This window comes from Ancylobacter polymorphus, assembly GCF_022836935.1.
GTDB classification, from domain to species: domain Bacteria; phylum Pseudomonadota; class Alphaproteobacteria; order Rhizobiales; family Xanthobacteraceae; genus Ancylobacter; species Ancylobacter polymorphus_A.
This window is the reverse complement of record NZ_CP083239.1, coordinates 475,947-497,190: the sequence shown is the minus strand read 5'-3', so window position 1 is coordinate 497,190 and position 21,244 is coordinate 475,947. Positions and strand designations below refer to the sequence as shown.

Below are 21,244 nucleotides of genomic sequence, written 5' to 3'. Positions count from 1 at the left end.
TTTCTTCGCAGGGCACAGCAACGCTTCCAGCAGGCGACAATCGGTGTTGCAGACCTAACACAATTGACAATCCGGCCGCTTGAGAAATATTGGTACTGCAACGTACCATAAATCAGATCGGCTCCGATGTCACGTCTCAACGGCCGTTTGGCTCAAATTGCAGTGCTTGTTCTCTTCGCGGTGGCGCTGGCGGCGTGCGACGGGAAGGACAATGCGGGCTTGCCCGGCCCGGGCGCGCAGGGGCGCCCGCAGGTTGGTGTCGTCACCGTGCATCCGCAGTCGGTGGCGATCACCGCCGAGATGCCGGGACGCACCTCGGCCTCGCTGGTTGCCGAAGTCCGGCCGCAGGTCGGCGGGCTTATCAAGGAGCGGCTTTTCCAGGAGGGCGGTGAGGTCAAGGCCGGTGACCCGCTCTACCAGATCGAACCGGCGAGCTATCAGGCCGCCTATGACAGCGCTGTCGCCAGCCTGCAGAAGGCTGAGGCGGCGGTGCCGAGCGCCGAGGCCAAGGTCGAGCGCTATGCCGGGCTGATCAAGCAGAATGCGGTAAGCAAGCAGGACAATGACGACGCCGTCGCCTCGCTGGCGCAGGCCAAGGCCGAAGTCGCGGCCGCGCGCGCCAGCGTCGACACCGCGCGGATCAATCTCGACTACACCCGCATCACCGCGCCGATCGGCGGACGCATCGACAAGTCGGTGCTCACCCCCGGCGCGCTGGTGACGGCGAGCCAGGATACGGCGCTCACCACCATCCGCACGCTCGATCCGATCAATGTCGATGTGACCCAGTCGAGCACCAATCTGCTCAACCTGCGGCAGGCGATCCGCGACGGGCGCATCAAGATCAGCGGCGACAGGGTGCAGGTGCGGCTGAAGCTGGATAACGGCCAGCTTTACCCGCTGCCGGGTACGCTGGAATTCACTTCCGCCTATGTCGACACCACCACCGGCACCTATGGCGTGCGCGCGCAATTCCCCAACCCGGACCGGCTGCTGCTGCCCGGCATGTATGTGCGCGCCATCATCGAGGAAGGCGTTGCCCCGGACAGCTACCTCGTTCCCCAGCGCGGCGTGACCCGCAACACCAAGGGCGAGCCGGTGGCGCTGGTCGTCAATGCTGACAACAAGGTCGAGCAGCGCGTGCTCACCGTCGCGCGCAGCGTCGGCAATAGCTGGCTGGTCGAGGCTGGCATTGGCGATGGCGACCGCGTGGTGGTCGAAGGCAGTCAGTTCGCCCGCCCCGGCCAGGACGTGACCCCGGTCGACGTGGTGGTGGACGAAACCACCGGCGAGGTGCGCGAGCGCGGCCAGCAGAGCGCAGCCCCGGCGGCGAGCGCGGCCATTGCCCAAGGCGCGGCCCGCGTGGACGCCGCCGGCACCTCCACGGCGAACTGAAGGCGCGTTCCATGTCCCGCTACTTCATCGACCGACCGGTCTTCGCCTGGGTCATCGCGCTGCTGATCATGCTCGGCGGCGTCCTGGCGCTGAACACCCTGCCCATCGCGCAATACCCCCAGATCGCCCCGACGACGGTGAGCGTCACCGCCTCCTATCCCGGCGCCGACGCGCAGACGGTCGAGAATTCGGTGACCAAGATCATCGAGCAGGGCATGACCGGCATCGACAATCTCGACTACATGTCGGCCACCTCGACCTCGACCGGCCAGGCGACGATCACCCTCACCTTCACCACCGCGGCCGACCCCGACATCGCCCAGATGCAGGTGCAGAACAAGCTGCAGCTGGTCCAGGCGCAGCTGCCGAGCGTGGTGCAGACCAATGGCATCGCGGTCGAAAAGGCCTCGGACGGCTTCCTGCTGGTCATCGGCTTCGTCTCGACCGATGGGCGCCTGTCGTCCACCGACGTGTCAGACTATGTCGACTCGACCCTCAACGACACGCTGAAGCGCATCGAGGGCGTGGGTTCCACCACGCTGTTCGGCTCCTCCTACGCCATGCGCATCTGGCTCGACCCGGAGAAGCTGTCGAAGTACCAGCTCATGCCGAGCGACGTGACGAGTGCCATCGGGGCGCAGAACACGCAGGTTTCCGCCGGCCAGCTTGGCGGCCTGCCGGCCCGCACCGGCCAGCAGCTCAACGCCACGGTCACCGCGCGCTCGCGCCTGCAGACGCCCGAGCAGTTCCGGAACATCATCCTCAAGAGCACCACGGATGGCTCGTTGGTGCGCATCAACGATGTCGCCACCGTCGAACTGGCGGCGGAGAGCTTCACCACCGCCTCGCGCTACAACGGCAAGCCGGCGGGTGGCCTCGCCATCAATCTCGGCACGGGCGCGAACGCCATCGCCACCGCCGAGCGCGTCAAGGCGGCGCTGGAGCGGATGAAGCCGACGTTCCCGGAAGGGGTCGAGGTTGTCTATCCCTACGACACCACGCCCTTCGTCGTGCTCTCCATCGAGGAGGTGGTGCGCACGCTGGCCGAGGCCATCGTCCTCGTCTTCATCGTGATGTTCGTCTTCCTGCAGAGCTTCCGGGCGACGCTCATTCCCTCGCTGGCCGTGCCGGTGGTCCTGCTCGGCACCTTCGGCGTGCTCGCGCTGTTCGGCTACTCCGTCAACACGCTCACCATGTTCGCCATGGTGCTGGCCATCGGCCTCCTGGTCGACGACGCCATCGTCGTGGTTGAAAATGTCGAGCGCGTGATGGAGGAGGAGGGGCTCTCCCCCAAGGAGGCCACCCGCAAGTCGATGGGGGAGATCACTGGCGCGCTGATCGGCATCGCCACCGTGCTCTCTGCCGTGTTCATCCCGATGGCCTTTTTCGGCGGGTCGGTGGGCGTGATCTACCGCCAGTTCTCCGTCACCATCGTCTCGGCGATGATCCTGTCGGTGCTGGTGGCGCTGATCCTCACCCCGGCGCTCTGCGCCACGCTGCTGCGCCCGGTGCAGCAAGGGGCCAAGCAGACCGGCTGGGCCGGTTGGTTCAACCGCACTTTCGAGCGCGGCACGCGGGCCTACCGCACAGGCACGGCCGGTGTTGTGGCGCGCAGCGGGCGCTTCCTCGCCATCTTCCTCGCCCTCGCCGTGGCATTGGGCTGGATGTTCGTACGCCTGCCCTCCTCCTTCCTGCCGGAAGAGGACCAGGGCATCCTCATCACAATGGTGCAGCTCCCCGCGGGCGCCACATCGGACCGCACCGAGGCCGTGCTGGACACCGTCCGCCGCCACTTCCTCGAAGAGGAAAAGGAGGCGGTCGAAGGCGTGTTCAGTGTCAACGGCTTCGGCTTCAGCGGCCAGGGTCAGAATCTCGGCATCGCCTTCGTTCGGCTGAAGCCGTTCGACGAGCGCAAGTCGCCGGCCTTGTCCTCGCAGGCGGTGGCCGGCCGGGCCATGGCGAAGCTGCATGCGCGCGACGCCATGGTGTTCACCCTCATGCCGCCGGCCATTCAGGGCATGGGCAATAGCGGCGGTTTCAGCCTCTATCTCCAGGACATCAACGGGGCCGGCCATGAGAAGCTGATGGCCGCGCGCAACCAGGTGCTGGGCATGGCGGCGCAGGACCCTCGCCTCGTCGCCACACGCCCGAACGGGCTTGAGGACGAGCCGCAATTCGTCGTCGACATCGACCAGGAAAAGGCGAGCGCGCTCGGCGTCTCGCTGGCCGACATCAACGACACGCTCTCCACGGCCTGGGGCAGCAGCTATGTGAACGACTTCCTCGACCGCGGCCGCGTGAAGAAGGTCTATCTCCAGTCGGCGGCCGATTTCCGCATGCAGCCGGAAGATCTCGCCAAGTGGGAGGTGCGCAACTCCGCCGGAACCATGGTGCCGTTCTCCTCCTTCGCCTCGACCCACTGGACCTATGGCTCGCCGCGGCTGGAGCGCTTCAACGGCGCCTCGGCGTTGGAGATCCAGGGCCAGGCCGCGCCGGGCGTCTCATCTGGCGACGCCATGACGGCGATGGACGAGATCATCGGCAGGCTGCCGGCGGGCTATGGCCATGAGTGGACCGGCCTGTCGCATCAGGAGCGGCTCTCCGCCAATCAGGCGACGGCGCTTTACGTCATCTCGCTGCTGGTCGTGTTCCTCTGCCTCGCCGCGCTCTATGAGAGCTGGTCGATCCCCTTCGCGGTGCTGCTGTCGGTGCCGATCGGCGTGTTCGGCGCGCTGCTCGCCGCCACCATGTTCGGCCAGAGCAACGACGTCTATTTCAAGGTCGGCCTCCTCACCACGATCGGCCTCGCCGCCAAGAACGCCATCCTCATCGTCGAGTTCGCCATCGAGCGGCAGGCGCATGGCATGGGGCTCGTCGAGGCGACGCTGGATGCGGCACGCCAGCGGCTGCGCCCTATCCTGATGACCTCGCTCGCCTTCATCCTCGGCGTGACGCCTCTCGCCATCGCCACCGGGGCCGGTTCGGGCGCGCAGAACGCCATCGGCATCGGCGTGATGGGCGGCATGATCGCGGCCACCGTGCTCGGCGTGTTTTTCATACCGCTGCTTTTCGTAACGGTGCGGCGGGTGTTCGCAGGCCATGCCGCGCCGCGTGGCGCTTCGGAACCTGCCGTCCCGGTGGAGAGCGCCGATGCCCGCTAACCGCTTCTCCGGGGCTGCCCGGCCTTCTGACGCGACCGGTGAACTCATGCCCCCCTCCCAGCTGCGGCCGCTCTGGCACATCTCGCTTGTCCTCATCGCCGGCCTGGTGAGCGGTTGCGCCGTCGGCCCCGACTACACCGCCCCGGCGATGCAGATGCCTACCGCCTGGGGTAGCGGCAAAACGGCCAGCCTGACGGCGGACGATGCCACCCGTCTGCCACCGGACCTCGCCCATTGGTGGGAGCAGCTCAACGACGCGACGCTGAACCGCCTTGTCGAGCAGGCGGTCGCCGGCAATCTCGATGTCGCGACGGCCAAAGCCCGTGTGCGTGAGGCGCGGGCCACGCGGCGGCAGGCTCTGGCCGCGCTCGCCCCGACGCTGACCGGCTCCGGCAGCTACAGCCGTGCCGACAATGGCAGCAATGTCTCCGACACCGGGGATGTGACGGTGTCCGGTCCGTTCGACACCTTCAACCTCGGCGCCAATGCGAGCTGGGAGCTTGACCTGTTCGGCGAGAACCGCCGCGCGGTCGAAGCCGCGAAATATGGGCTCGACGCTTCCGAGGAGAGCCTGCGCAACACGCTGCTGGTGCTCATCGGCGACGTGACCACCAGCTATGTCGAGGCGCGCGGCTATCAGGCCCGCATCGCGCTGGCACGGCGCACGGCAACCTCGCAGCGCGAGACGGCGGCGCTGACGCGCACCAAGCTGGAGGCCGGGTCCGCGTCCGCCGTCGACGCGGCCAATGCCGAAGGGCAGGCGGCCAGCACGGAAGCCGATATTCCTCAGCTTGAATCTTCTTATCAGCAGTCGGTGCACCAGCTCGCCATCCTGCTGGGCCAACCGCCCTCCGCGCTGAACGACGTTATGAAGCGCAGCGCTCCCATTCCCGCGCCGGGCCGCCCGGTGCCGGAGGGCGTGCCGGCCGACGTGCTGCTGTCACGCCCGGATGTGCGGCTCGCCGAACGCCAGCTCGCCCAATACACCGCGCAGATCGGTCAGGCCGAGGCCGCGCGCTATCCCGATGTCAGCCTTGCCGGCGAGGTGTCGACCTCGGCGAGCAAGATCGGCGGTCTTGGAAAGAGTTCGTCCATCAACTGGAGTTTTGGCCCGAGCGTGAGTGTGCCACTGTTCAATGCCGGGCAGTTGGAAGCCGCGGTCGAGTACGCTCAGGCCGAGCGCGACGCCTATTTCGTCGCCTATCGCACGGCGGTGCTGACGGCGCTGCAGGATGTCGAGAATGCCAGCGTGGCGCTGAGGCAGGAGCAGCGGCGCATCCGCAGCCTCGACGCGTCCGTGCGGTCCTACCGGCAGGCGGCCTCGTTGGCGCGCACGCTGTATCAAAGCGGCAGCAGCAGCTTCCTCGACGTGCTCGATGCGGAACGTTCGCTCTATTCGGCAGAAGACGCCCAATTGCAGAGCCGCGTGGCGATCACGACGGACTACATCGCCCTGAACAAGGCGCTGGGCGGCGGATGGTCGAGTGTCGTCGACACGCGCACACCGGAAGTGACCGACCGGATGGCGCCCCGCTTTGTTCGCACGGACTGGGCGCAGAAATTCGCGATGTCTGAACGCAACTGAACGGGTTGCTGGGGGCGTCCGTTTCGGCGCTCCTGACGGGAGGTTGAAGGTCAGCACCTGGCCAGGAGGCGCCGTGGGGCCCACTCGCCGATGTCCGTTTGTCGGCCCCCCTTGGCCGGCAACGCCCAACAGAGCCGCCTTATCCTGCGCCCCCGCGCGCCGTGACGGGGCTGACCTCATCTCTGCGATGCTTTTCGGCTTCGGCGTGAAGTCGGCACGGCGCTTGCTTGGCAGCTTGTATACCAGCTGGTGAGCAAGCCTTATGAGCCTACCCCCGCCCAATATCGAGGACGCGATCCTTTCCGCGATCCTCGCAGGTCGCATCGAGCCCGGTACGCGGCTCGGCGAGCAGCAACTCGCGGATCTGTTCAGCGTGTCTGACCTGAGACCCTTTGCTCTTCCGGCTTAGGAGAGAGACCGAGGGTTGATTGATCCGAGACCATTTTCTGGACCGCCGGAGGCTGGAGTTTCCGGCCTTGGTCACGGCGGAGGGCTGGGTGCGCCGCCGGGTGTTGATTTCCACTGAGATCTGACCCTGCAGGAGCGGATTTTTCCATCGAGAAGTGACCCATGTTTTCACCACGTCTCACGCGGCACACGCGGGGGACAGCGGAGTGATCGACATGGAGTTATTGAGCGTCATCCGACGCTGGCATCATAGGGATCGTAGCTCGATCCGGGAGATATCCCGCCGCACCGGGCTCTCACGGAACACCGTGCGTAAGTACCTGCGAGCGGACAGCGTCGAACCCCGGTTTCACGTTCCGGACCGGCCGAGCAAGCTCGATCCCTATGCCGACAAGCTCGCGGCGATGCTGCGGGTGGAGAGCGGCAAGTCGCGCAAGCACAAGCGCACCGTCAAGCAGTTGCACGCCGATCTCGTGACGTTGGGCTATGAGGGCTCCTACAATCGGGTGGCGGCCTTTGCCCGCGACTGGAAGGCCGCCCGGTTGCGCGAGCAGCAGACCAGCGGCCGCGGCACCTTCGTGCCGCTGGCCTTTGTGCCCGGAGAGGCGTTCCAGTTCGACTGGTCTGAGGACTGGGCGATCATCGCCGGCGAGCGCACCAAGCTGCAGGTCGCTCACGTCAAGCTGTCCTACAGCCGCGCCTTCACTCTGCGAGCCTACCCGCAGCAGACCCACGAGATGCTGTTCGACGCCCATAACCACGCCTTCCGGGTACTGGGCGGCGTGCCGCGGCGGGGGATTTACGACAACATGCGAACGGCCGTCGACAAGGTCGGCCGGGGCAAGGAGCGCCAGGTCAACATCCGCTTCTCGGCCATGGTCAGCCACTTCCTGTTCGAGGCGGAGTTCTGCAACCCGGCCTCCGGCTGGGAGAAGGGGCAGATCGAGAAGAACGTACAGGATGCCCGTCATCGGCTCTGGCAACCCATACCGAACGTCCCCTCGCTGGAGGCCTTGAACGAGTGGCTCGAGACCCGGTGCCGGGAGCTGTGGTCGCAGGCCGGGCACGGCTCGCAACCCGGCTCGATCGCCGATGTGTGGGCTGAGGAGATCCGCCACCTGATGCCGATGCCGCGGCCGTTCGACGGCTTCGTCGAACACGCCAAGCGCGTTTCCCCGACCTGCCTCGTCCACCTCGAGCGCAATCGCTACAGCGTGCCGGCCTCCTTCGCCAACCGCCCGGTGAGCTTGCGTGTCTATCCCGACCGGATCGTTGTGGTCGCTGAGGGACAGGCCATCTGTGAGCATGGTCGGGTGTTCGCTCGCTCCCATGATCGCCAGAGCCGGACCGTCTATGACTGGCGGCATTATCTGGCCGTGGTCCAGCGCAAGCCCGGCGCATTGCGCAACGGCGCACCGTTCGCCGAGATGCCGCCGGCGTTCCGATCCTTGCAGCAGCATCTGCTCAAGCGGCCGGGCGGTGACCGCGAGATGGTGGAGATCCTGTCCCTGGTCCTCCAGCATGACGAGCAGGTCGTGCTCACGGCCGTCGAACTCGCGCTGCAAGCAGGCGTGCCGACCAAGACCCACATCCTCAATCTGCTGCACCGCCTGATCGACGGTACACCGCTGAGCACGCCGACGATCCCAGCTCCTGGCGCCCTTACGCTGACCACCGAGCCTCAAGCCAATGTCGAACGCTATGACGCCCTCCGCAGGGCCAGGGAGGCGCGCCATGCGTCATGATCCGGCCAGCGGAGCCCTCGTCATTATGCTGAGAAGCCTCAAGATGCACGGCATGGCGCAAGCCGCTGCCGAACTCATCGAACAGGGGTCTCCCGCCTTCGAGACCGCCATGCCGATCCTCTCACAGCTCCTGAAGGCAGAGACCGCCGAGCGGGAGGTGCGCTCGACCGCCTATCAGCTCAAGGCCGCCCGCTTCCCGGCCTATCGCGACCTCGCCGGCTTCGACTTCACCAGCAGCGAGGTCAATGAGGCGCTCGTGCGCCAACTCCATCGCTGCGAGTTCCTCGACGACGCGCACAACGTCGTCCTGATCGGTGGTCCCGGTACCGGCAAGACCCACATCGCCACGGCTCTCGGCGTCCACGCCGTCGAGCATCATCACAGGCGGGTCCGCTTCTTCTCTACCGTCGAGCTCGTCAACGCTCTCGAACAGGAGAAGGCCCAAGGCAAAGCGGGTCAGATCGCCGGTCGGCTCCTCCATGCCGACCTCGTCATCCTCGACGAGCTCGGCTACCTGCCGTTCAGCACCTCGGGCGGCGCCTTGCTGTTCCACCTGCTGAGCAAGCTCTATGAGCGCACCAGCGTGATCATCACCACCAATCTCAGCTTCTCCGAATGGGCTGCCGTCTTCGGCGATGCCAAGATGACCACGGCCCTGCTCGACCGGCTCACCCATCACTGCCATATCCTCGAGACCGGCAATGACAGCTTCCGCTTCAAGAGCAGCTCGGCAAAGCCACCCAAACCCACCAGGGAGAAGCCGCGAAACTTGACCGCAACCTAACCCCAAGACCACCATCAGCCCGGGTCACTTCTCACTGGAAATCCAGGGTCACTTCTCAACGGAAATCAACACTCTGGTTCACCGGCCTCGTCGCGGAGCGCCCCGTGCGCCGCTACACGCGCGGCGTCGCCCGCATCGAATGGGTGCCCGACCCTGGCGTGCGCAACGAGCCGCTCGACTGCCGCGTCTACGCCACGGCGGCGCTGCACGGGCTCTATGCCGCCGGCATGAGCCTGGCGGAGATGGTGGGCAAGGTGGAGGCGGCGGAGGTGCGGGCCGGCGCTGCGGCGCCGGAAGTCGCCGGCGAAGCGCCGCGCCGGGCACCGGCCGTGGTGCGGTCAAGCTGGGTGGGGTGATCAGTACATCCCGATGATTTTCACTACCTTCTTACACTGGGCACGCAGCTGCGTGGGATCTGGGGACGTTGTCCCGCGGTGATGTTCTGGCCGACTAAACTCGTTCAGGGCGCGGAGGTCGTTCCGATGGATATGGAGATCGTCGTTCGGCCCTGCGGCATCAATTGCATCGACCATGGCGCCGAGAAGTGTGCGGGGGGCAAAACGCCCCGGGAAACGAAGGTCAATGTATTCCTCGACAAAGATACGGATATCACTGGCCAAGAGCGGGCCGTTGCAGCCGGTCAGATGCACACCAGTGGAGGCGTAGGCGCGGATGCGCTCGGCGCGTCGGACGTAGTCAGCTTTGACCTCGTCTTCGACGTTCCAAATCTTGAGGCTGGCTACCCAGTCGCTTTCGGCGACGATTTGATGCTGTGTGACGACCAATGTGCCCTTATCTTTCTCGATCAGGTGAAGGAAGCGCGGATCATGGGACAGAACCACGACTTGGCGCGCATGGGCGGCAATGAGGCGGATTTGGGAGGCAGTCTCGAATTGACGCGCAGTATCTTGGCTGTTGAATGGGTCGTCGAAGACTACGATGCAGTCACCGAGGTCGGCGCGCTGTTTCACTTGGGTGACGAAGAGGGCAAGAGCCAAACTTGACTTGTCGCCGGCGCTGAGGACGGTGCGAAAACTCGGCTTGGAGGCAGCCCCAGACTCCCCCGCCTTCAGCACGTGACCGTTGACGTCAATGCAGTATTCCGTGTTCGGATCACGACCGACGTAGCTGGCCTTGGTCTGGCAGAGCCGGAAGTTAGCCCCAAACGCTTCGAGCAACTCGTTGATTCCTGCCTCATAGGCAGTCGCTGTCGCCTCCACATGTGCCGTCAAAGCCCTTTGCGCCGTGCTGCGGTTACTTGCCAGCGCCGCTCGCTCGTCAGTTATGGACTTCCAGCGCTCGCACAGGGTCTTCAACGGGTCCTGAGCCTTAGCTTGGAGCGCCAAGCGCTTGTCGACCGCTTCCTGGAGTTCCCGCATCTGGCTCGCCGTGAGTTCAGCGGCGTTTTCCGTGCGAACAACCTCAATGGCGTGATTGCAAGCCAAGACCTGCCCAGCGTAGATCTCGGCAATGCTAATTGCTTCCCGGGCGGCGCGGACCAGATCGGCGTCGAGCTGGATCGGCGTCAACGGCGCTGCTGCTTTGCGCTCTAGCGCTGTCATGACGGGTTGCAGCGCCGCCTCGAGTCGCTCGATATCAGTGTCGTGGAGTTCATCCAGAACCGGCAGATCGCCGACTTGGCGCCAGAAATCCAAGGCCACCCGGTTCGCCTCGGCGACAGCGCGGATGCTGCCCACCTTACCGGCGGTGAGGAGGCCATCGAGGATCGACAGCTGGGCGTCTATAGACGCGGTCAGGGTGGTGTAGGCCTCACCGAAAAGAAATTTGATTTCCGCCGCAATCGTCGAGGGCCCGAGATCCTGATCGCAATACGGGCAAGTATTTCTAGCGCGTTGGGCACCATAGGCCAGCCATCGCCGTCCACCAGAGTCGAACCCGTGCTTGGCCATATGATCGGCAATGCGGCGCTCGGCGGCGTCGCTGGCGCCATCAAGGACATCGGTTAAAAGGTCAATCACCCTATCTAGATCGGGCAGTTGTCGCCAAAGCGTAATGTTCTGTCGAGTGCGAACGTCGTTCGCACGTTGGGCGGCCAACAAGCGACGGCGGCGCTCGTCGATCCGAAGCTGGATGTCGTCCGGGATGGCGGCGTTGGCGAAACCCGAATAGTCCGAGATTGAGGGATGGGCGGTACGGATCGCGCGTTCCAGGTCCCTCAGCTCAGTGTTGAGCTGGGTGTTCTTCGCATCAATGTCGGTGACGGTTTCGGCGAGGCGGACACCCGTCGCCCCGACGATTACCCGGAGTAGCTGGCGCTTGTTGTCGCGCGTGACCTCGTCGGCCGTGTGGACATTCCGGCGGATGAATTCGCCGTCGAAGATAAGGATGCTCGGCGGGGTTCGGTTCCAGCTCCCATTCTGGAACACGACACCCCCGGTCGGATCAAAGTTAAGGGCCGCCTCGGGTAGGCCCGCGTTGCCCAAGTGCAGACGCTCGCCGATCGGCGCGGAGTCCTGCGTTGAGGCAGACCGAAGCACGGCGCAAATGGTGGTCTTGCCATAGCCGTTCCTGGCGAAGACCAACGCCACTTGTCCCAGCGCGTCGGCGCGCTGCTTAAAGGACGTGAAGCGCCCGATGTTCTTAAGTTGATCTATACGTGTCAGCACTGAACGCTACCCTTTATGGGAGCTTACGATATACTGCGGTCTTGTCCAGCGGCGCCTAACTTAAGCGGCTGCTGGACAGGCAGCCATGAGGCAGATCGCACCGAGATGCGGATAGCCGATGTGCATGCAATTCGGCTTTCCCAGTAGGCGCCGATGGCGTAGGTATTGCAGAGTGGCATGGTCCTCCAGACTTTGCGACCGTTACTGCGTGCCGAAAGGCTGAGGGCGATGACAGCAAAGACAAAATCCGAACGACTTCGACGCCTTCTGTCACACGGATATTTCGCCCCGGAGCTGCCACCGTGCTTTGTTTCACACGATCTAGCGAAATATCGAAAATCAATCCTTGACAGTATCGACGCAATGCCACTGGTAAAGGGTAAGCCAGCATTCCACCGCTATATTTCTGAGCCAAGCTGGTTCTATTTTCCCCGATTCGGGAAGGACGACCGCCGCCATGGTGTCCCGAATCCTATTGCCTATTTGCTTTTATCGCGGGCTATAGCCGACAATTACATGAAAATCAGGGCGGCAGCTAAGAATTCACGAATCTCCTCGTCGCCGCCGATCTTTGACTGGAATGGTCCGCGCGCCTTAGTTCGGCCGAGCGTCGATCTTCGCGATGACTTTCGCGTGGACCTATCATCGAGGCGTGAGGAATTCGTAGGCGCCGACATTCGCGCCTTTTTTCATTCGATCTACACACACGCAATTCCCTGGGCGATTCACGGCAAAGCGTTCGCCAAACTTAATCGCGGTGTGGAGCATTTTGGCAATCTTATCGACCTGTTGTGCCGCAATGCGCAGGACGGCCAGACCATCGGCTTGCCGGTGGGTCCCGACTGCTCACGCCTAATCGCCGAAGTTGTCGCATCCGCGATTGACGTTGCTCTGCGTGAAAAGGTTAGAATCGGACCACGTGACGCTTCGCGATATATCGATGACTATACAATTAGTAGTGGTGCCAATCACTCAGGAAAAGACCTTATCGCAGCTCTTCGCCAAGCTGCCGCGCAGTACGAACTTGAGTTAAACAGCGACAAGTCGGCAATCATTTCAACTTCAATTAGGCACGATAACGGCTGGAAGCAGGAAGTGCGATCTTATGTGCCCGGCGGTCCAAGTAGTGACGCGGAATTTCAACAATTTTTTTATCGCGTGGGTCGGATCTGCGATGCACATCCCGACATCAACGTTGAGAAATATGCCTTCCAGAATGCGCGCGCAGCATTCGTGCGGGCGGCCAGTTGGGCCAAGATTCAGAGCCATCTAATCGCGGCCTACCGGCGCAACGCGAGCTTGGTCGCGTTTCTCGTTGAGATCACACTGCTGCGCCAAGCCGAGCGCAACGACGTCGAATTGCCAAAGCTGGCCGAATTCCTTGAACATCGCCTGCCAGCACTCGCCCGAGAGAACCGGACCGGTGAGATTGTCTGGTTTTTGTTTCTTGCTGCCCGCTTGCGAATCCCGCTTTCAGCGTCGAGTGTTGAACCCCTCACCGCGATCGATAACGCGTTGGTAGCCTTGCTGACTGCATTGTGTGTCAGTCTTCGGCTCGTAGGGGGCCCGATCGACTTCACCAGATGGAATAGCGCGCTTTCCGGCGAAGGTCTCCGCAGTGGCATGTGGCTGTACGCCTATGAGAGCGTGTGCCTCGGCATCAATCCAGCGCCCTCAACAGCGTTCATCGAGGCGGACCCTTATTTTGCGCCGCTACAAGCTAGGAAGATCCGGTTCCTCTCGATCACTACCGGGTTCACGTCGATCGACACTACTCTGCGCTCTCTGCGCGGTGACAATGTTCGTCTCAAGCGGGTCCGCGACGATTTCCTTGACGACTTCACGTTCGAATTGGATGAGCTCGACGATGACAATGATTACGACGAGGACGACGGCTATTAGGCTGAGTTACAGGGGGGGGCGTAGACCCGCAAGCCGTCCGATTGTGGGGTGAGATCGAGGCCGCTGCAATGACTGGTATGGGGGCGAAGCGGAACGTCTGCGGTCGGACGCTCAGCAATTGTCCGCTCCCGGCGCAGTCCAGCACCTCATATCAGACGTTTGATTCTCGCGTAGAATTCCTCAACCACCCCCGGCCTTCACAGATCGCGGCGACGAATATGGTCGAGCAGAAATTTGTCAGTGAGCTATCTGGACGGGCTCAATTCGCCACGTCGCCGTTGTTCTCTTTCCCGCCGAAAACAAGCCGCCGCTTTAGGCTTTAGTTTTGTAAGTTGATCAATCAACTCGTCGACATGCATACTGAATTCAGACTCGCTTACCGCATCAGCCGTCAAACAGATAAGGTCACCTTTAAGGGAAAAACCCTTTGGAACACTCGATTTTTTGAGCTGAACATACGCTTTTATACCGGGCCTGCCTTCCGCATCTTTCACTGTAAATACGTCAAACATGCCTTGATCGATTGCCATGTGAAGCCCCTGGATTTGGAGTGTCTCTCGCTGAAGGCGGTCAGTTTCGGCCAATCATAACGGGCTCATAGGACGAGAATACGCGGCTCACGCGGCGGTGGGCCATCCTTGCCTTCGACGATTACAGCATCAAGCGCGGCGATAGCGAGATGTACGCGCACGAGCTTTTCAATCCGCTCGTCATGATGGGAATTGCCGACCATGTAGGCCTCATCACGGCGCCTTTCTACAAGTTGGTCGCGTAGGACCTTCAAGTCATCGATTGTGTTGCTCATCTTGCGTCTCCTCGATCAGAGTCAGAGCTTACCGCTTCTTGAGTCTCACGCCGGGGCCTTCCCCATTCTCGTCCACAAAAATGACGCCGGCCTCTTCTAGTGCCCGCTGGATCGCCTCGACCGTCCGGGGCAGAAGCGCCTCGCCCTTCTCAAGGCGGGTGATCGTATCGATCGAGACGCTAGCCTCCCTGGCCAAGTCGCGCACGCCCCAACCTAAGGCGGCGCGGGCCATACGGCACTGAACGGCAATCATCAGTACAATGTCCTGAAATCCTGTTGACGTACTGGCATCTGCACTGCTATCAGGACAGTGCACTGAAATCAGCATTACCACAGGAGCACGCGCATGGACAGCCATGCCCGCGAACGGGAGAAGTGCGTCACGCGGCCCGGCAGCGTTGCGGCTGAGGGCTCCTAACCGGATGGGCGGGGTGCGTTCGGATAAGCGCACGCCGGGCATCCGGGGCCGCGCGCCCGTCAAGGCGCGCTGGCTTTCCTGCTCGGTGTGGAACCTACCCCGCCCGCCACCGGCCGGAGCCTCGCACCGGCGGATGGGCGCCTCTGGCCTCCGCGCGCTGATGGTCTTGGCCAGCGCGCCGGAGGGCACTGCACCCGCCATCAGCTGAGGCCCCGGCCCGGAGGGGCGTGGCGCGGCCGGCCGGCCCGCGCTGGGATTCCTGGGCAGCGCGGAGCGCGCCACGCCCCTTCGTCATCGAGCCTGCCGGCCAACTGCCGCCGGCAGCTACCAACCAAGCGCCGCCAATGGCGGACTACCCGTTGTCACCGTCTGAACCGCTTTCTAAGGCCGCCTCATCGAAGCTAGGGCGCGGCGGACGCGGGCCGCCGGGGTCAACAACATCGAGATATTGCTCAAGCGAAGAAGCGTAATTTGAAATAACAATGGCCTCCATAGCTAACATCTTAATGTTGCTAGAGAGGTTCTTTATTCCCTTGGAGAGCGGTGCGGCTGAGACGAGATTAAAGGTTTGCTCCAGTCTCGAAACAATCTCGGCGTTCATCGAACGGTTGTTCTTCCTCGCCTCCTCGGCGATGCGCTCGCGCATCCCGTCCGGCAAGCGAACGATAAAGCGGTCCTGACTTTGGCTGGGGTAGGATTTCTCACTCATATCCGCAGCCTACTCGAATGATGCTAATTTGGAATGATGCCTAGTTGACATCAATCCTTCCTTCGGTTCCTATGATGCCAAGTTGGCAGTATGGAGTTCGCAATGAGCGGGCAGCGCGACTGGCCAAAGCTGATGCTTCGGCTTCCCCCGGATTTCAAGGCTTTCATCGAGCATGAGGCGACCCGCAACGGCTCGTCGCAGAACTCGGAAATCGTCCGTTCCATTCGCGAGCGCATGGATCGCCAGCGCTCTTCGGCCGTGACGCCGGCCTAGCGCCACCACGTCATTTCCCCCTTCGAACCTGATTGGAGCACGCGCATGGACAGCCATGTTCGCGAACGGGAGAGCCTTGTTCCCAGCCGGCGCCAGGCGCTTTGCCTTGGTGCGGCGCTTGTGACCGTGCCGACGGGCGTTCTGGCTCTGGCGATGCCCGCGCCAAGCCTTGCCGCACCGGCCCCCATCGATCCGCTGCAGCGCCCCCGCGCGGCGTGGCTGGCCTTTGCCGCCGCTATGGATGAGCTGGCGGCGCCGGGCGATGGGTGGATGCTGGAGGGTGCCGGCGCCCGGCGGGCCGCGCATGGCCGGCCGGCCGAGGCGTGGGTCCATGCCAGCCGCCTGACCTATGAGTGGCGGGCTGATCCGCGCTTTCAACGCGGCGGCATCCTCGACGAGATCGCCGAACCCATCGACCTGTGGCGCAAGCCCCGCGCCTCCCAGCCGGAGGGGCGGACATGAGCGGCGACCTGTTCGGACAGGCGGTGCCGGCGACGGCGCTGCTCTCGCCCCAGCTTCGGCTGGAGATGGTGCCCAGCGACACCATGGAGCCGACGCTCCGCAGCCGGTGGGACCATGTGCTGGTGCGCCCCTGCACAAGCTATGAGGGCGAGGGCATCTATCTCATGAGCGACCCTTTCGGCGGCGTAAAGCTCACACGCGCCTCCAGCACGCTCGGCGGCAGGAAGGGGCACCTGCTGCTCTATTCCGACAACAAGCATTATGGCGAGCACGTGGTCGAGCGCGACTGGTTCGACGAGAGCGTGCTCGCCATCGTGGTGGCGGACGTGAAGGTGCGCGACGCTCGGCTGCTGATGCCCGCGCCGGCCAGTCGGGAGGTGCGGCCATGAACGTCCACACCCGCGAGTTCGTGATGGTCGAGCGCCAGCGCCTGCGCGAGCGGGCCGAGCGCGCCATTGAAGCCCTTATCGCCATGCTCGACGAGCTGGAGGGCGACCCCGATGAGGAAGACGGCGGCGACGATGAGCCGGACAGCGATGGCGAGCCCTCGCTCGGCTGGGAGGGCGGCCGGCCGGAGCTCTTTGGCGGCGGCACCGGCCATTGGGATTGCGACTGCGAGCATGACCAGGCTGAGGACGGAATCGCCGATGCGGAAGGGCTGATGGACCAGTGGGGCGGGGTTTGGAACGGGTGGCACGTCGAGTGAGGCACGCAACAACGGGCTGACTTGACCCCGATTGCGAAGCGTGCATAATCGGGTCAACGAAGCCCCGTTTTCGAGAGAGCCCCATGGACACCGAACGCCCCTTCACCATCAGCACCGCCTGCGAGGCGCTCGGCATCAAGGTCGAGCGCTTCAAGTCCCTGCGCCGCCGCGATCACCTGCCTTTCGCCGACCTCTCCACCGTCGGCCCCGACGGCGAGGATCGCGGCGGCTGGACGCGCTACAGCGCCTCCGAGATCGCGCTTACCTCCGCTCTGGTCGAACTGGTCGACGTGATGAAGCTCGATGTGGTCGCCGCCTCCCGCCTGCTTGCTAATGCGCGCGGCGCCTTTGAGGGCGAGCACCCGCAGACGGCCAAGCCCTTCGCCGATATCTGGATCGGCGCGCTGATCTTCGGCGGCGACGACGAGGGCCGCGCCCATATCGGCGGCACGCTGGAGGAGGTGAATGCCCGCATCCTCAAGGAAACGGCGGAGATGGCCGCCGAGCATGGTGCCGCCCCCAGCCAGATCGTGCTGGTGAACCTCTCCAAGCATGTCCGCAAGATCGACGCGGCGCTGGCCAAGGTGGCGTAATGTTCCCGGCCGCGCTCTCCCGCCTTATGAACCGGCTGCGCTCGCGTTCCTATGAGGGCGCGGCGACGGGCCGCCGTGCGACGGGCTGGGGCAAGACGGCCAACCAGCACGGCGCGGCGCAGAAGGCCCGCGCCCCGCTCTCCTACCGCGCCCGCTATCTCGTCGCCAACAACCCACACGCGGCGGCCGGGAAGGCGGCGCATGTCAGCAGCCTCGTCGGCACCGGCATCGTCCCGGCGGTGACGGGCACGCTGGCTGCGCGCTGGACGGCGTGGACGGACGAGGCGGACGCCGACGGCCTGATGGACTTCTATGGCCTCACCGCCCTGATGGTTGGCGGCATGGTGGTGGATGGCGAAGCGCTGGCGCTGCTGATCGCCACCCCGGCAGGCCTGCGCATCCGTGTGCTCGATCCCGACCAGCTGGACGCCTCGCTCACCCGCCCGCTCCCCCAGGGCGGGCGCATCGTCAACGGCGTCGAGTTCGACAGGTTCGGCTCCCGCGTCGCCTACTGGATCGTCAAGGAGCGCCCGGAGATCGGCCTCGGCCTCAACCTTCAGCCGGTGCGCGTGCCGGCCGAGGACGTGGTGCATCTGTTCCGCCCCGACTTCCCCGGCCAGGTGCGCGGCGTCTCGTGGTTCGCCCCGGCCATCCTGCGGCTGGCCGAACATGACGAGTGGCACGGCGCCCAGCTGGTGCGCCAGAAGGTCGGGGCGCTGCTGACCGGCTTCATTGTCACCCCTGATGGATCGATGCCCTTCGGGGGCGAGGTGTCGCAGGGCGCCCTCATCGCCGGCATGGAGCCGGGCACACTGTTGCCGCTGCTGCCGGGGCAGGACGTTCGCACCACCACGCCCCCCGCCATCGCGCAGGAGGCCAACGACTTCGCCCGCATCACCCTCCACGAGATCGCCGCCGCGCTCGGCCTGCCCTATGAGGTGCTGACCGGCGACCTCTCCAGCGTCAACTATTCCTCGATCCGCGCCGGCCTCGTCGAGTGGCGCCGCCGGGTGGAGATGATCCAGCACAATGTCATCGTCTTCCAGGCGCTGCGCCCCATCTGGCGCCGCTGGGCGATGATCGAGAGCCTGCAGGGCCGGCTTGCCGCCCGCCCGCAGGAGCTGCTCCCGGTGCGCTGGATAACCCCGAAGCAGCAATGGGTGGACCCGGCGAAGGATGTGCAGGCGGAGATCGAGGCGATCAATGCCGGGCTGATGAGCCGCCGCGAGGCGGTTGCCGCGCGCGGCATGGATCTCGGCGCGCTCGATGCCGAGATCGCCGCCGACAAGGCCCGCGAGGCGAGCCTCGGCCTGACCTTCACCGCGCCGGCCAAGGCCAAGCCTGCCGCCGCTCCGGCGCCCATCGAGGAGACCGTGGCATGAACGGCTATTTCGACACCCCCGAGTTCCATGCGCGCATGCGCAACCTGAACGACGCGATGCAGCGCGGCATGATGCCCCCGGCCGCCGACATGCCGAAGCATCTCGGCTGCACCATGGACGCCTTCATGGACCACCTCGCCGCCATCGCCGACGAGGACGGCATGGCCTATGTCGGCGTCGGCAATGGCGAGTGCATCTGCCTTGAGGCGCCGCCCCGCCCGGCCAAGGTGGAAACCCGTTCCGCTGCCCCCGCCGAGATCCTCACCCGTCGCGCGACGCTTCCCGCCTCCAGCTGGGATGCGGAGAGCCAGACCTTCGAGGCGGTGCTCTCCACCGGCGCGGCTGTCGAGCGCTGGGACGTGCGCGGCCCCTATGACGAAATTCTCCTCCTGTCGCAGCCGGCCTGGCCCGCCCGCGTGCCCCTGCTCGACAGCCATGGAAGGGAGAGCGTGGACCGCCAGCTCGGGAGCGTCGACACGCTGCGCGTGGTCGGCGGGGACCTCCTCGGCCGCGCCACGCTCTCCCGCCACAATCCCCGCTCCCAGCGCATCGCCGCCGAGCTGTCGGACGGTGCCACCTTCGGCATCTCCATCGGCTACGCCGTCGAGCGCTGGTCCGAGCGCACCAACCTCAAGACCGGCCGCCGCGAGAAGGTGGCCGAGCGCTTCACCCTGATCGAGGCCAGCCTCGTCGTTGTCCCCGCCGACCCGCATGCAGGCATCAGGAGCCACGACATGACGGTCAGCACCGAGCCGGCGCCCGCGCCCGCTCATTCCACCCCGGCCCCCGCGCCGTCCCTCAACCCGCCGGCCGCTGCAGAGCGGGCGGCGATCAACATGGAGATCCGTTCCATCGCCAATGTCGCCGGCCTCGATCAGGGCTGGATCGACAGCCAGATCGACGCCAACGCCACCACCGACGCCGCCCGCGCCGCCGCCTTCGCCGCCATGCAGGCCCGCAGCGCGCCCCTGCAGACCTTCCACCCGACCGTGGCGACCGTCACCCACGACCACACCGACCCGGCGGCGATCCGCTCCGCCATGGGCGAGGCTCTCGCCCATCGCCTCGCTCCCGGCCGGGTGAAGCTGGAAGGGCGCTCGCGCGCCTATGCCGGCTTCCGCATGCTGGACATGATCGGCGACCTCGCCCAGGCGCGCGGCGAACGCCTCAATTTGCGCGACCAGAACGCGCTGATGGAGCGCGCCGTCGGCGCCCATTCCACCAGCGACTTCCCCCTGCTGCTGGCGGACGCGGCCAACAAGGCCCTGCTCGCCAACTACGCCGCCGCCGAGCCGACCTATCGCCTCATCGCCGCCCGCCGGTCCTTCACCGACTTTCGCGACCATTCCTTCCTGCGCATCGGCGACTTCCCGACCTTCCAGGAGACCAATGAGGGCGGTGAGCTGAAATACGGCACCCTCTCCGAGAACCGGGAGAAGGTACGGGCGAAGGAGCTGAATGCCGGCATCGCCATCGGCCGCCGCGCCCTCATCAATGACGACCTCTCGGCGCTGGCGGACTTCTCCTCCATGATCGCCATCCGCGCCGCCAGCGACGAGAACGCCCGCGTCTACGGCCTGCTCGCCGCCAACGCCGCCCTCTCCGACGGCAAGGCGCTGTTCCATGCCGACCATGGCAACAAGGCTACCACCGGCGCCGCTCTTTCGGTCGCCTCGGTCGGCCTCGCCGTCGCCGCGCTGCGCAAGCAGAAGAGCCTCGACGGCGTGCCGCTCAACCTTGCCCCCCGCTTCCTCGTGGTCGGGCCGGACACCGAGCTTGCCGCCCGCCAGGTGCTTGCCGCCATCACCGCCGCCAAGGCGGGCGATGTGAACCCGTGGGCGGGCACGATGGAGCTGGTGGTCGACGCCAACATCACCGGCACCAGCTGGTACGTCATGGCGGACCCGGCCGCCGCCCCCAGCCTCGTCTATGGCTATGTCTCCGGCGCCGAGGGGCCGCAGATCCGCACCGAGATCGACTTCGACACCCGCGCCGTCAAGGTCGCCGCCGGGCTCGACTTCGGCTGCGGCGTCATCGACTTCCGCGGCCTCTACAAGAACGAGGGCGCGTGATGGCGGACCTCTCCACCCTGCACGAGCGTCTCGACTCCCTCCGCGCCATGCGCGCGGAGGGCACCAGCCGGGTGCGCCTCTCCGACGGTCGCGAGATCACCTATCGCACCGATGCCGAGTTCGCCGCCGCCATCGCCGACCTCGAACGCCAGATCCGCGACGCCTCCCGCGCCGCGCCAAAGGCCGTCTATCTCGCAACCAGCAAAGGGCTCTGACG

General features: G+C 65.0%; 19 protein-coding genes and 1 pseudogene. 15 read left to right on the top strand and 5 right to left on the bottom strand.

Annotated elements, in window-relative coordinates:
• Positions 1 to 126: 126 nt before the first annotated feature.
• The 6 genes and pseudogenes from K9D25_RS02265 to K9D25_RS02235 form a co-directional block, all read left to right on the top strand.
• The gene (locus K9D25_RS02265; protein WP_244378835.1) at positions 127 to 1,395 is read left to right on the top strand and encodes an efflux RND transporter periplasmic adaptor subunit; all 1,269 of its coding nucleotides are present in this window, start codon (positions 127 to 129) and stop codon (positions 1,393 to 1,395) included.
• Positions 1,396 to 1,406: 11 nt separating this feature from the next.
• Positions 1,407 to 4,556: an efflux RND transporter permease subunit gene (locus K9D25_RS02260; RefSeq protein ID WP_244378833.1), complete on the top strand. Its 3,150-nt coding sequence runs from the start codon at positions 1,407 to 1,409 to the stop codon at positions 4,554 to 4,556.
• Between the two features lie 46 nt (positions 4,557 to 4,602).
• Positions 4,603 to 6,141, top strand: a complete 1,539-nt coding sequence (locus K9D25_RS02255) for an efflux transporter outer membrane subunit (protein WP_244378831.1) — start codon at positions 4,603 to 4,605, stop codon at positions 6,139 to 6,141.
• Between the two features lie 623 nt (positions 6,142 to 6,764).
• Positions 6,765 to 8,294 (top strand): IS21 family transposase, encoded by a 1,530-nt coding sequence (gene istA, locus K9D25_RS02245; protein ID WP_244450770.1) that lies wholly within the window; start codon positions 6,765 to 6,767, stop codon positions 8,292 to 8,294.
• Entirely contained in the window at positions 8,284 to 9,078 is a 795-nt protein-coding gene (istB, locus tag K9D25_RS02240) for an IS21-like element helper ATPase IstB (RefSeq protein ID WP_244376040.1), read from the top strand. Before istA ends, istB begins: the two co-directional genes overlap by 11 nt.
• Positions 9,079 to 9,146: 68 nt before the next feature.
• A pseudogene (locus tag K9D25_RS02235) lies at positions 9,147 to 9,434 on the top strand (terminase gpA endonuclease subunit); the annotation flags it as partial.
• On the opposite strand, the gene K9D25_RS02230 reads toward K9D25_RS02235, so the two are convergent.
• The gene (locus tag K9D25_RS02230) at positions 9,435 to 11,705 is read right to left on the bottom strand and encodes an AAA family ATPase (protein WP_244378829.1); all 2,271 of its coding nucleotides are present in this window, start codon (positions 11,703 to 11,705) and stop codon (positions 9,435 to 9,437) included.
• Between the two features lie 177 nt (positions 11,706 to 11,882).
• Here K9D25_RS02230 and K9D25_RS02225 point away from each other — a divergent pair, with 177 nt between their 5' ends.
• Positions 11,883 to 13,607 (top strand): RNA-directed DNA polymerase, encoded by a 1,725-nt coding sequence (locus tag K9D25_RS02225; protein ID WP_244378827.1) that lies wholly within the window; start codon positions 11,883 to 11,885, stop codon positions 13,605 to 13,607.
• 245 nt (positions 13,608 to 13,852) lie between these two features.
• Here K9D25_RS02225 and K9D25_RS02220 read toward each other — a convergent pair whose 3' ends face one another.
• The 4 genes from K9D25_RS02220 to K9D25_RS24875 all read right to left on the bottom strand — a co-directional run bounded on the left by K9D25_RS02220 (position 13,853) and on the right by K9D25_RS24875 (position 15,539).
• Entirely contained in the window at positions 13,853 to 14,137 is a 285-nt protein-coding gene (locus tag K9D25_RS02220) for a hypothetical protein (RefSeq protein WP_244378825.1), read from the bottom strand.
• 65 nt (positions 14,138 to 14,202) lie between these two features.
• Positions 14,203 to 14,412 carry a hypothetical protein gene (locus K9D25_RS02215; RefSeq protein ID WP_244378823.1) on the bottom strand — a complete coding sequence of 70 codons (210 nt, stop codon included), beginning with the start codon at positions 14,410 to 14,412 and terminating at the stop codon, positions 14,203 to 14,205.
• Positions 14,413 to 14,440: 28 nt separating this feature from the next.
• The gene (locus K9D25_RS02210) at positions 14,441 to 14,665 is read right to left on the bottom strand and encodes a helix-turn-helix domain-containing protein (RefSeq protein ID WP_244378821.1); all 225 of its coding nucleotides are present in this window, start codon (positions 14,663 to 14,665) and stop codon (positions 14,441 to 14,443) included.
• A gap of 517 nt (positions 14,666 to 15,182) precedes the next feature.
• Positions 15,183 to 15,539 (bottom strand): Arc family DNA-binding protein, encoded by a 357-nt coding sequence (locus tag K9D25_RS24875; RefSeq protein ID WP_279613774.1) that lies wholly within the window; start codon positions 15,537 to 15,539, stop codon positions 15,183 to 15,185.
• A gap of 102 nt (positions 15,540 to 15,641) precedes the next feature.
• On the opposite strand from K9D25_RS24875, the gene K9D25_RS02200 reads away from it, so the two are divergent.
• The 8 genes from K9D25_RS02200 (at position 15,642) to K9D25_RS02165 (ending at position 21,242) form a co-directional block, all read left to right on the top strand.
• The gene (locus K9D25_RS02200; RefSeq protein ID WP_244378819.1) at positions 15,642 to 15,812 is read left to right on the top strand and encodes an Arc family DNA-binding protein; all 171 of its coding nucleotides are present in this window, start codon (positions 15,642 to 15,644) and stop codon (positions 15,810 to 15,812) included.
• 45 nt (positions 15,813 to 15,857) lie between these two features.
• Positions 15,858 to 16,274 (top strand): hypothetical protein, encoded by a 417-nt coding sequence (locus K9D25_RS02195; RefSeq protein WP_244378817.1) that lies wholly within the window; start codon positions 15,858 to 15,860, stop codon positions 16,272 to 16,274.
• A complete protein-coding gene (locus tag K9D25_RS02190) occupies positions 16,271 to 16,663 on the top strand; it encodes a hypothetical protein (RefSeq protein WP_244378815.1) in 393 nt (130 codons plus the stop codon). The genes K9D25_RS02195 and K9D25_RS02190 overlap by 4 nt, the downstream gene beginning before the upstream one ends.
• Entirely contained in the window at positions 16,660 to 16,980 is a 321-nt protein-coding gene (locus K9D25_RS02185; RefSeq protein ID WP_244378813.1) for a hypothetical protein, read from the top strand. Before K9D25_RS02190 ends, K9D25_RS02185 begins: the two co-directional genes overlap by 4 nt.
• Before the next feature lie 83 nt (positions 16,981 to 17,063).
• Entirely contained in the window at positions 17,064 to 17,573 is a 510-nt protein-coding gene (locus tag K9D25_RS02180) for a hypothetical protein (RefSeq protein WP_244378811.1), read from the top strand.
• On the top strand, positions 17,573 to 18,955 hold the full coding sequence (locus K9D25_RS02175) for a phage portal protein (RefSeq protein WP_244378810.1): 1,383 nt from the start codon (positions 17,573 to 17,575) through the stop codon (positions 18,953 to 18,955). Before K9D25_RS02180 ends, K9D25_RS02175 begins: the two co-directional genes overlap by 1 nt.
• Positions 18,952 to 21,027 carry a prohead protease/major capsid protein fusion protein gene (locus K9D25_RS02170; RefSeq protein ID WP_244378809.1) on the top strand — a complete coding sequence of 692 codons (2,076 nt, stop codon included), beginning with the start codon at positions 18,952 to 18,954 and terminating at the stop codon, positions 21,025 to 21,027. The genes K9D25_RS02175 and K9D25_RS02170 overlap by 4 nt, the downstream gene beginning before the upstream one ends.
• Positions 21,027 to 21,242, top strand: coding sequence for a phage head-tail joining protein (locus tag K9D25_RS02165; protein ID WP_244378807.1), 216 nt, complete (start codon positions 21,027 to 21,029; stop codon positions 21,240 to 21,242). The genes K9D25_RS02170 and K9D25_RS02165 overlap by 1 nt, the downstream gene beginning before the upstream one ends.
• Positions 21,243 to 21,244 lie beyond the last annotated feature (2 nt).

What these genes read in the sequence shown, in the direction of transcription:
- K9D25_RS02265 (WP_244378835.1), top strand. Translation starts at nt 127, where the DNA reads ATGTCACGTCTCAACGGCCGTTTGGCTCAAATTGCAGTGCTTGTTCTC.
- K9D25_RS02260 (WP_244378833.1), top strand. Translation starts at nt 1,407, where the DNA reads ATGTCCCGCTACTTCATCGACCGACCGGTCTTCGCCTGGGTCATCGCG.
- K9D25_RS02255 (WP_244378831.1), top strand. Translation starts at nt 4,603, where the DNA reads ATGCCCCCCTCCCAGCTGCGGCCGCTCTGGCACATCTCGCTTGTCCTC.
- istA (WP_244450770.1), top strand. Translation starts at nt 6,765, where the DNA reads ATGGAGTTATTGAGCGTCATCCGACGCTGGCATCATAGGGATCGTAGC.
- istB (WP_244376040.1), top strand. Translation starts at nt 8,284, where the DNA reads ATGCGTCATGATCCGGCCAGCGGAGCCCTCGTCATTATGCTGAGAAGC.
- K9D25_RS02225 (WP_244378827.1), top strand. Translation starts at nt 11,883, where the DNA reads ATGGTCCTCCAGACTTTGCGACCGTTACTGCGTGCCGAAAGGCTGAGG.
- K9D25_RS02220 (WP_244378825.1), bottom strand. Translation starts at nt 14,137, where the DNA reads ATGGCAATCGATCAAGGCATGTTTGACGTATTTACAGTGAAAGATGCG.
- K9D25_RS02215 (WP_244378823.1), bottom strand. Translation starts at nt 14,412, where the DNA reads ATGAGCAACACAATCGATGACTTGAAGGTCCTACGCGACCAACTTGTA.
- K9D25_RS02210 (WP_244378821.1), bottom strand. Translation starts at nt 14,665, where the DNA reads ATGATTGCCGTTCAGTGCCGTATGGCCCGCGCCGCCTTAGGTTGGGGC.
- K9D25_RS24875 (WP_279613774.1), bottom strand. Translation starts at nt 15,539, where the DNA reads ATGAGTGAGAAATCCTACCCCAGCCAAAGTCAGGACCGCTTTATCGTT.
- K9D25_RS02200 (WP_244378819.1), top strand. Translation starts at nt 15,642, where the DNA reads ATGAGCGGGCAGCGCGACTGGCCAAAGCTGATGCTTCGGCTTCCCCCG.
- K9D25_RS02195 (WP_244378817.1), top strand. Translation starts at nt 15,858, where the DNA reads ATGGACAGCCATGTTCGCGAACGGGAGAGCCTTGTTCCCAGCCGGCGC.
- K9D25_RS02190 (WP_244378815.1), top strand. Translation starts at nt 16,271, where the DNA reads ATGAGCGGCGACCTGTTCGGACAGGCGGTGCCGGCGACGGCGCTGCTC.
- K9D25_RS02185 (WP_244378813.1), top strand. Translation starts at nt 16,660, where the DNA reads ATGAACGTCCACACCCGCGAGTTCGTGATGGTCGAGCGCCAGCGCCTG.
- K9D25_RS02180 (WP_244378811.1), top strand. Translation starts at nt 17,064, where the DNA reads ATGGACACCGAACGCCCCTTCACCATCAGCACCGCCTGCGAGGCGCTC.
- K9D25_RS02175 (WP_244378810.1), top strand. Translation starts at nt 17,573, where the DNA reads ATGTTCCCGGCCGCGCTCTCCCGCCTTATGAACCGGCTGCGCTCGCGT.
- K9D25_RS02170 (WP_244378809.1), top strand. Translation starts at nt 18,952, where the DNA reads ATGAACGGCTATTTCGACACCCCCGAGTTCCATGCGCGCATGCGCAAC.
- K9D25_RS02165 (WP_244378807.1), top strand. Translation starts at nt 21,027, where the DNA reads ATGGCGGACCTCTCCACCCTGCACGAGCGTCTCGACTCCCTCCGCGCC.